Source organism: Paraburkholderia sp. Cy-641 (assembly GCF_011752945.1).
Lineage (GTDB): Bacteria > Pseudomonadota > Gammaproteobacteria > Burkholderiales > Burkholderiaceae > Paraburkholderia.
Genome location: NZ_VWWM01000112.1, coordinates 1 through 7,797 on the forward strand (window position 1 = coordinate 1; position 7,797 = coordinate 7,797).

Below are 7,797 nucleotides of genomic sequence, written 5' to 3' on the forward strand. Positions count from 1 at the left end.
CGGCGCCGCATCCATGCCGACCGTCGACGCGGCCAGCACCGACGCGAGCTTCGCGCGGCTGCCCGGCGGCGCGCCGTTCTGCATGCCCCAGCCGCCGCGCGGATCGTGCAGGCGCCCGCGCGCCGCCGAGAACTCCGCGCCGAGCAGCAGCACCGCCGCCGAGAAGTACAGCCACATCAGCAGCACCGCGAGCGAGCCGGCCGCGCCAAACGAACTGGCCATGCCGGCATGCGCGAGATAGAGCGCGAACAGCTTCTTGCCGGCCGTGAACAGCACGGCCGCGACGAGGCCGCCGACCAGCGCGTCGCGCCACAGCACCTTCGCGTCGGGCAGGAACTTGAGCAGCCCGGCGAACGCGAACACCAGCACAAGCAGCCCGACGCCGAGTTGCAGCAGGTTGCCGATCACGACATAGGGCGAGTTGCCCCACAGCCAGTTGCCGATGAAGACGATCACCGTATCGAGCACGAGCGAGACGATCAGCAGAAACGCTACGCCGAGCACGAGCCCGAACGAGACCAGCCGCACGCGCACGAGCGCGAGCACGCCCGACGTGCGCGGCCCGGTGTAGGGCCACACTATATTGAGGGCGCTGTTGAGCGACGAGAACGTCGCCGATGCGCCGATCGCCAGCAGCGAAAACGAAATGATCGCCGCGACGCCGCCTTTGGCGCCCGCATGATGCGCGTTCTCGACGATCGTCTGCACGCCCTCGGCGGCCTGATTGCCGATCAGGCCGTTGATATGGCCGTACAGTTCGCCGCGCGCGGCCGCCGCGCCGAAGAACCAGCCGGCCACGGCGATCACCATCACGAGCGTCGGCGCAAGCGAGAAGGCCGCGTAGAACGCGATGCTGGCCGCCTGCGCCGGACAGCGGTTGTCCGAGAATTGCCGCAGCGCGCCGATTACCCAGTTGGCCTGCTTGCGCGCTGCCTGCTGAAGGTTCCCGGTGGAGAAGGAGTCGAGGTCCATGGTCGTGTTCCGAACGGTGCCGGGCCGTCGCGTCTTGTCGCGGCGGGCGGCTTTCGCTTGCGTGCCCTCCGCAAGCCGTGTGCCCGCCACTATACAAGCTAAGCGACGCGGGCCGTCGTGACGAAGACACAGCGCCCATGCGTCGTCACGCCGTCACATCGTCGCGCGGGCAGGTATGCATGCGCTGCGCGGCCGCCGCGCATGCCGCTAGAATGCAGCGGATTCCCTTCACCTTTCTCGTCACCATGCATTCGCACGAATTCGTACAGCAACTGGACGTCATCGCCGCCGATCAATGGGGCGCGCATCTGCCCGCGCACGTCGTCGAACAATTGCCGGCGCAGGGCATCACGGTGTTCGGCGTGACCGACGACGCTTCCGATACCGCCGCCTTCAGCGCGCGCTACGGCTTCGGCCTCGAAGACTGCGCGAACACGATCGTGATCCGCTACAAAAAGGACGGCGGCGAGCATTACGCGGCGCTCGTTTCGCTCGGTTCGCGGCGGCTCGACGTCAACGGCGCGGTGAAGGCCGTGCTCGGCGCGCAGCGGCTCTCGTTCGCGCAGCGCGAGACGGCGGTCGAGCATAGCCGGATGGAGTTCGGCGGGATTACCGCGTTCGGTCTGCCGCAGGACTGGCGCATTCTCGTCGACGCCGCGGTGATGGAGCGCATGCAGGTCGTCATGGGCGCGGGCGTGCGGGCCGCCAAGCTGCTGCTTTCTCCCGAGGTGCTGCGGCAGTGGCCGCGCTGCGAGGTGGCGGAGTTGACGCTGCCGCTGTCGGCGGAGTGAGACGGTCGTGGCGTTGACGCTGCAGTCGAAGCGGCGCGCGCTACCGGCGGGAAGGAACGCGGCTACGCGGTGCTTGCTGGCGAAGTGTGTACGCCCGCGTGTCCTTGCTCGTGCCTGAGCCTGAGCACGACCCCGACCCCGACCCTGACCTCGGCCCGCGGCCTCAGGCGAGGTCCCAAACGAAGCCTCAAGCGAAGCCGACGCCCGCGCGGCTCAGCAACTGGCGGTTGCGCTCCGACAGGTTCTTCATGCTCAACTGCTTGCCCGCCTTGCGATAACGCTCGGCGAGTCCCTGCAAGGCCGCGAGCGCCGAATGATCGGCGAGCAGCAGATGGCTGCAATCGACGGTCACGTTCGCCGGGTCGCGCGCCGGATCGAACAGTTCGTGAAAGCGCGTGGTCGACGCGAAAAACAGCGTGCCGCGCGGCACGTAGGTCCGGTGGCCCGCGCGATCCTCGGCGTGCGCATGAATTTCGCGCGCATGCTGCCACGCGAAGTTGAGCGCGGCGATCACGATGCCGCACATCACCGCGATCGCGAGATCGGCGAACACGGTAATGACCGTGACCGCGACGATCACGAGCGCGTCGTTGCGCGGCACCTTGCCGAGCACGCGCAGCGACCCCCATGCGAAGGTCTGCTGCGCGACCACGAACATCACGCCGACCAGCGCCGCGAGCGGAATCCGCTCGATCAGCGGCGACAGGAACAGGATGTACAGCAGGATCATCACGCCGCTGACGATCCCCGACAGCCGCGAGCGCCCCCCCGAATTCAGGTTGATCATGGTTTGGCCGATCATCGCGCAGCCGCCCATGCCGCCGAACAGTCCTGAGGCGATATTCGCGGCGCCGAGCGCCACGCATTCGCGATTCGGCTGACCGCGCGTTTCGGTGATCTCGTCGGTCAGATTGAACGTGAGCAGCGTTTCGAGCAGACCGACGATCGCCATCAGCACCGCGTACGGCAGGATGATGCGCAGCGTGTCCAGATTTAGCGGCACGTCGGGCAGATGCAGCGCCGGCAGGTTGCCCGCGATATGCGCCATGTCGCCGAGCGTGCGGGTCGGCAGATGCAGCAGCTGCGTGAACAGGCCGACGCCGAGAATCGCCACCAGCGCGGGCGGCGCGGCGCGCGTGAGGCGCGGTAGCAGATAGACGATCGCCATCGTCAGCGCGACGAGCGCGCACATCGTCGCGAGTGCGCTGCCGCGCAGCCATGTTTCGCCGTGCGGCGTGATCTGTTTGAAGTGCGCGAGCTGCGCGCTGGCGATGACGATCGCGAGTCCGTTGACGAAGCCGAGCATCACCGGATGCGGCACCATGCGGATCAGCTTGCCGAGCCGCAATGCGCCGAACAGCACCATCAGCAGGCCGCTCAGTATCACGGTGGCGAGCAGATATTGCGCGCCGTGCTGCACGACCAGCGCGACGATCACGACGGCCATCGAACCGGCGGCGCCCGAGATCATGCCGGGCCGTCCGCCGAACAGGGCGGTGACGGTGCAGATAAAGAATGCGCCATACAGGCCCATCAGCGGATTGAGATGGGCGACCAGCGCGAACGCGATGCATTCGGGCACGAGCGCGAACGACGAGGTCAGGCCGGCGAGCACGTTGCTGCGGATGCCGGAAAGCCGCGCGGGCCGACCGGGAGCGGGACTAGCGGTGTTCATGGTCAACGAGGTGGGCGCGCGAGCGCGCGGTGCAAGCGCGCGCACATGGCGATGCAGGTGGCGGCGCGAAGGAGGCGTCAGCCGAAGGCGGAACGCTTTGCGAAAGGCCGCAATTCTACCGTAGTACGATGAATCGGGTCGCTGAGCGCCGCGCGGACCGTCGCGCAAGCGGCGGGCGGTTGCGCGACGGTTGCCCGAAGGTTGCGCGATGGTCCGTGATAGAGACGGTGCGGCGTAGCGCGGTTGTGAAGCCGATCTATACGAATGGCCCTGTGCCAATACGCGGTGACGCCAATCTCCGCGCTCAAATAATCAGACGCGAAACCTTCGTGCCTTCGAGCGAAACGCCCGCCATCAGGCCGCCGTTGGTCAGCACGAAAGCCTGCACCGGGCTCGTCGCGGTCGACGTATCGACCGCGCCGTTCGCGCCGACCTTCAGCACCGCGACGGTCGCGTTTGCGCCGACCGCCCATCCCTGGCTATGCAGGAAATCGTCGAGGGCTTCCTTCGTCATGAACAGGAACACGAGCGCCTTCGACTGCGCGCCGATCTGCAAGCCGAACGAACCCGCGAGCGTGCTGTAGTAGCCGACCGTGCGTCCGTCGATGCGCAGCGCGCCTTCGCCGTACTGTCCGCCGACCCAGAAGCCGGCCGCGATCACCGACGGGAACACCAGCACGCCACGCGCCTTGGCGACGAGATCGCGCGAGCCGTCGACGTTTTCGTACAGACGCGCGAGCGTCGAGTCGATGCCCGCGTTGATCGTGTCGCGCTTGCCGGCGTTGGCTGCGGGCGAGGCGCCGGAAGCCGGCGAAGTCGTCGTGCAACCGGTGAGGTTCAGGCCCGCGACGGCGAGAGCAGCGCTGCCGGTCATGATGAACTGTCGTCTGCGCATGACTGTTTTCCTTTGCGTGTCGAACGCGTTTTGTGTTTTGTACGTGATCGGAGAGTGCGGCGGTTTCGCCTGCTTTCGTTTGTTCTGTTTTACGCGCGGGAGTTTCCTTGCGCGCGTCGTGGCCGTTGATTTGGAACGGGAACGCTGCGCCGCCAGTGTGCCGGGACGTGTGCGAATGATCCAGCAGATTGTGTGCCCAAGGCGTGTCGAAGCGCGCGTCGCTGTGGGGCCGGGGCGGTGTGCCTCGTCGTGGCGGTGGGGCGTGCGCGAGGCCGGCTCCCGGCCGCGCGCGGTCAGGACGGCTAGCGTAGTCAGGGCGTCGGACGGATGTTCTGATTGTGGCGGAACAGATTGCCGGGGTCGTAGCGGTTCTTCACGGCGACGAGCCGCTCGTAGTTCGGCCCGTACGCTTCGGCGATGCGGCCGCTTTCCTCCTGCGTCATGAAGTTCACGTACACGCTGCCGAGCGCGAAGGGCCGCGCCGCCTCGAAGAATTCGCGCGCCCATGCGATGCAGCGGTCGTCGTCGCGCGCATCGTCCCAGCGGCCATGCACGTTCATCGCATAGAGCGTGTCGCGGTTCGGATAGGCGGTTGCGTCGACCGCCACGCGCTGCGTTTGCCTGCCGATCAGTCCGAAAAAGATCTCGCATTGCGGCGACGGCAGCGTGTCGATCGCACGGATCAAGGCGTCGATCAGACCATCGTCGATGTCGGCGAGATTGTGCGACTTCCAGTAGTTGCGCGCGCCGGGCGTGAGTAGCGGATCGAACGCCTGTTGCCACGTTTCGTACGGCATCGGCCCGAGATGTTCGCCAAGCGGCGCGCCGAAGCCGCGCACGTGCTCGACCGCGGCCGGACCGTTTTCGACGGGGCCGGTGTAGCACATCGCAAAGACGAGCACTGGCTGGCCGTGTACGTCGGGCGGCAGGAACGGCAGCGGCGGCGCGAGCCGCGCAACGGCCCACACGGCGAGTTCTTCCGGCATCGCGGGCGCGGCGGCGCGGTAGCTGACGAGCGCGTCTTTCGCGTTCCCGAACGGCAGCACGACGAGGCCGCCGTACACGAGCGGGCCGAGCGGATGCAGATCGAACTCGAACTGCGTGACGACGCCGAAATTGCCGCCGCCGCCGCGAATCGCCCAGAACAGATCGTCGTGCGAGGTGGCGCTCGCGCGACGCAATTCGCCGTCGGCCGTGATGACGTCGGCGGCCACGAGGTTGTCGACCGTCATGCCGTAGCGGCGGCTGAGCCAGCCGAATCCGCCGCCGAGCGTGAGCCCCGCGACGCCGGTCGTCGAGTTGATGCCGAGCGGTGTCGCGAGTCCGAATGCCTGCGCTTCGTGATCGAAATCGTGCAGCGTCGCGCCCGGTTCGACATAGGCGCGCCGCGCGGCCGGATCGATGCGCACGGATTTCATCGACGACAGATCGAGCACGAGCCCGTCGTCGCATAGCGCGCTGCCGCCGATGTTGTGGCCGCCGCCGCGAACCGCGAGCGGCAGGCCGTTGTCGCGCGCGAAGGCGATGCCGCTGCGCACGTCGGCCGCGCCGGCGCAACGCAGAATCATCGCGGGATAGCGGTCGATCATCGCATTCCAGATGCTGCGCGCCGCGTCGAAATCCGGCGTGTCGGGCAGGAGAAGCGGGCCGCGCAGGCCGGCTTTGAATGCGTCGATTGCGCTGCTGGATATCGTGACCATGGCGTACCTCGCAGGAGAGTGGCAGACGCTCCCGCCGCGCTATTCAGAAGACCAAACTAAATGGACGCCGCCGAGGGAACGCGTATCGGGAGGTCGGTGTGCGTCCAGTAAACGGGGCGGCGCGCCGAAGTCAAACAAAGGTATACCCGCGCTCGCGGACGTCGCGGCGCAATCGCTCGCGCGACAGGCGTTTGCGCGGCGTGCAGGTGTCGATGGCCGGTCGCGATCGCACGGATGGTGCACATGCTTCGGAAAAAGATCGCGCGATGAAGTGTTGGTTCGCGCCGCGCTGATGGTTGCGCCGCGACACTTTGCGGCGCGCGGGAGTGTGTCTGCAGGGCCGATTGCGATTGCGGCTTCGATGGCGAGTGTTCGGAAGCGGCGGCGGGCTGCTGCGTTGCTTCGCATGTCGGCGGTTGCGGTGGTCGATGCGTGCGCCGATGTATGAGCGCTAGCGCACATCGGCGGAGATTTTTTTCCGGCGCGAGGAGGCGGTTTTGACGGCGCGATGTTTGTGAAACGGCGCGGCGGCTTTTATCTACCCTGTCTGTGGGATTGCGCTCATTCGCCTTTGGGCATTTTTCGTTTTATGTGCGGAGAAACACATGAATAAAAGAGGCGATATGTAAAGAGTCCGGTTGAGTACGCGAAAACCCTCGATGATTGCGCTATTTTCGATTCGCTTCTGGTGCTGTCAATAATGTGAGGCGAATGTCAGAACAAACGATTCATGGCTTGTTTCAGGGCTTATTTCGATTGATGCCGCTTCGTCGAACGAGTGCGGAACGTTGCCGCGAATATCGGCGATATCGCATTGCGTGGTCTAGCGCACGGTCACCTGATTGCTCTGCGCATAACTTCAACGTCCATCAAGCCTTGCTGTGCTGCTTTAACGATTAGTTCGGCGCACAGCCAGCCGATTCTCTCGAAGTACGCCAAATCGGACCGGGGATTTTCCGAGAGAGAAGTGTCCCGTGTGACGGGTTTTATTTCGCACGAGGCGAAGTCGGTCGGGCTTCGGATTTCCGTTTTCTCGATGAGCGGAGATTCACTCGTTATTTGGACCGGTCGTTCTGGATGGAATAATTAGGAGATTGAAATGAAAAAGCATAACGGGGACGCGTGGAAGCTGGGTACGCGGCGCGCGGCTTTGGCGGTGGCTGTGAGCCTTTATGCGGCGATGGCGGGCGCGCAGACATCGGGCAGCGGATGTTCGAGCGGTGCCGGGCCCGGCTGCGCGACTCAGGGAGGCGGAGCGGGCTTCGCATCGGTGGGGCTCGCTTCGGCTGCGCCGACGGGCCCGCAGAGTAGCGGGGCGCCGTCGACAAGCACGGGCGGCAATGGCCTGAGCGGCGGAAACAGCGCGGCCAACTCCGGCTCGGGAGGCACCGGCGGGAACAACGGGAATGGCAGTAACGCCGGTAATGGCGGTAATGGTAGCGGTAACGGTAATGGCGACGGTAACGGCGGGACCGGAGGTGACGGCTCGGGGGGAGACGCCGGCAACGGTGGTGATTCCGGTGGAGATGGCGGGCATGGTCATGGTGGACATGGTCATCATGGGCATGGGCATGGGCATGGCGGTGATGGGGATGGTGACGGTGGGCATGGTGGCCATGGAGATGGCGGTCATGGCGATGGTGGCCATGGAGATGGCGGTCATGGCGATGGTGGCCATGGAGATGGCGGTCATGGCGATGGTGGCCATGGAGATGGCGGTCATGGCGATGGTGGCCATGGAGATGGCGGTCATGGCGATGGTGG

The 7,797-nt window shown here is 65.9% G+C and carries 6 protein-coding genes; 2 read left to right on the forward strand and 4 right to left on the reverse strand.

Translation table 11 applies throughout. The features are described 5' to 3' along the window. Positions 1-972 (reverse strand): YihY/virulence factor BrkB family protein (locus tag F3J20_RS31270; RefSeq protein ID WP_167285796.1); only part of this gene is annotated, 972 nt, incomplete at its 3' end. A 245-nt stretch (positions 973-1,217) separates the two neighbouring features. On the opposite strand from F3J20_RS31270, the gene F3J20_RS31275 reads away from it, so the two are divergent. After that, positions 1,218-1,763: a YbaK/EbsC family protein gene (locus F3J20_RS31275; protein ID WP_167285799.1), complete on the forward strand. Its 546-nt coding sequence runs from the start codon at positions 1,218-1,220 to the stop codon at positions 1,761-1,763. A 187-nt stretch (positions 1,764-1,950) separates the two neighbouring features. On the opposite strand, the gene F3J20_RS31280 is transcribed toward F3J20_RS31275, so the two are convergent. The 3 genes from F3J20_RS31280 to F3J20_RS31290 all read right to left on the reverse strand — a co-directional run bounded on the left by F3J20_RS31280 (position 1,951) and on the right by F3J20_RS31290 (position 6,033). Then, entirely contained in the window at positions 1,951-3,438 is a 1,488-nt protein-coding gene (locus tag F3J20_RS31280) for a SulP family inorganic anion transporter (RefSeq protein WP_167043600.1), read from the reverse strand. Between the two features lie 304 nt (positions 3,439-3,742). Then, positions 3,743-4,333 carry a YSC84-related protein gene (locus tag F3J20_RS31285; RefSeq protein ID WP_167043602.1) on the reverse strand — a complete coding sequence of 197 codons (591 nt, stop codon included), beginning with the start codon at positions 4,331-4,333 and terminating at the stop codon, positions 3,743-3,745. 311 nt (positions 4,334-4,644) lie between these two features. Then, complete coding sequence (locus F3J20_RS31290; protein ID WP_167285797.1) at positions 4,645-6,033, reverse strand: FAD-binding oxidoreductase; 1,389 nt, start codon at positions 6,031-6,033, stop codon at positions 4,645-4,647. A gap of 1,406 nt (positions 6,034-7,439) precedes the next feature. Here F3J20_RS31290 and F3J20_RS32475 point away from each other — a divergent pair. Then, the coding region (locus F3J20_RS32475) for a hypothetical protein (protein ID WP_167285798.1) at positions 7,440-7,797 on the forward strand (358 nt) is incomplete at its 3' end.

Excerpts from the sequence above, each read along its gene's own strand:
- F3J20_RS31285 (WP_167043602.1), bottom strand. The coding sequence starts at position 4,333 with ATGCGCAGACGACAGTTCATCATGACCGGCAGCGCTGCTCTCGCCGTC.
- F3J20_RS31280 (WP_167043600.1), bottom strand. The coding sequence starts at position 3,438 with ATGAACACCGCTAGTCCCGCTCCCGGTCGGCCCGCGCGGCTTTCCGGC.
- F3J20_RS31275 (WP_167285799.1), top strand. The coding sequence starts at position 1,218 with ATGCATTCGCACGAATTCGTACAGCAACTGGACGTCATCGCCGCCGAT.
- F3J20_RS31290 (WP_167285797.1), bottom strand. The coding sequence starts at position 6,033 with ATGGTCACGATATCCAGCAGCGCAATCGACGCATTCAAAGCCGGCCTG.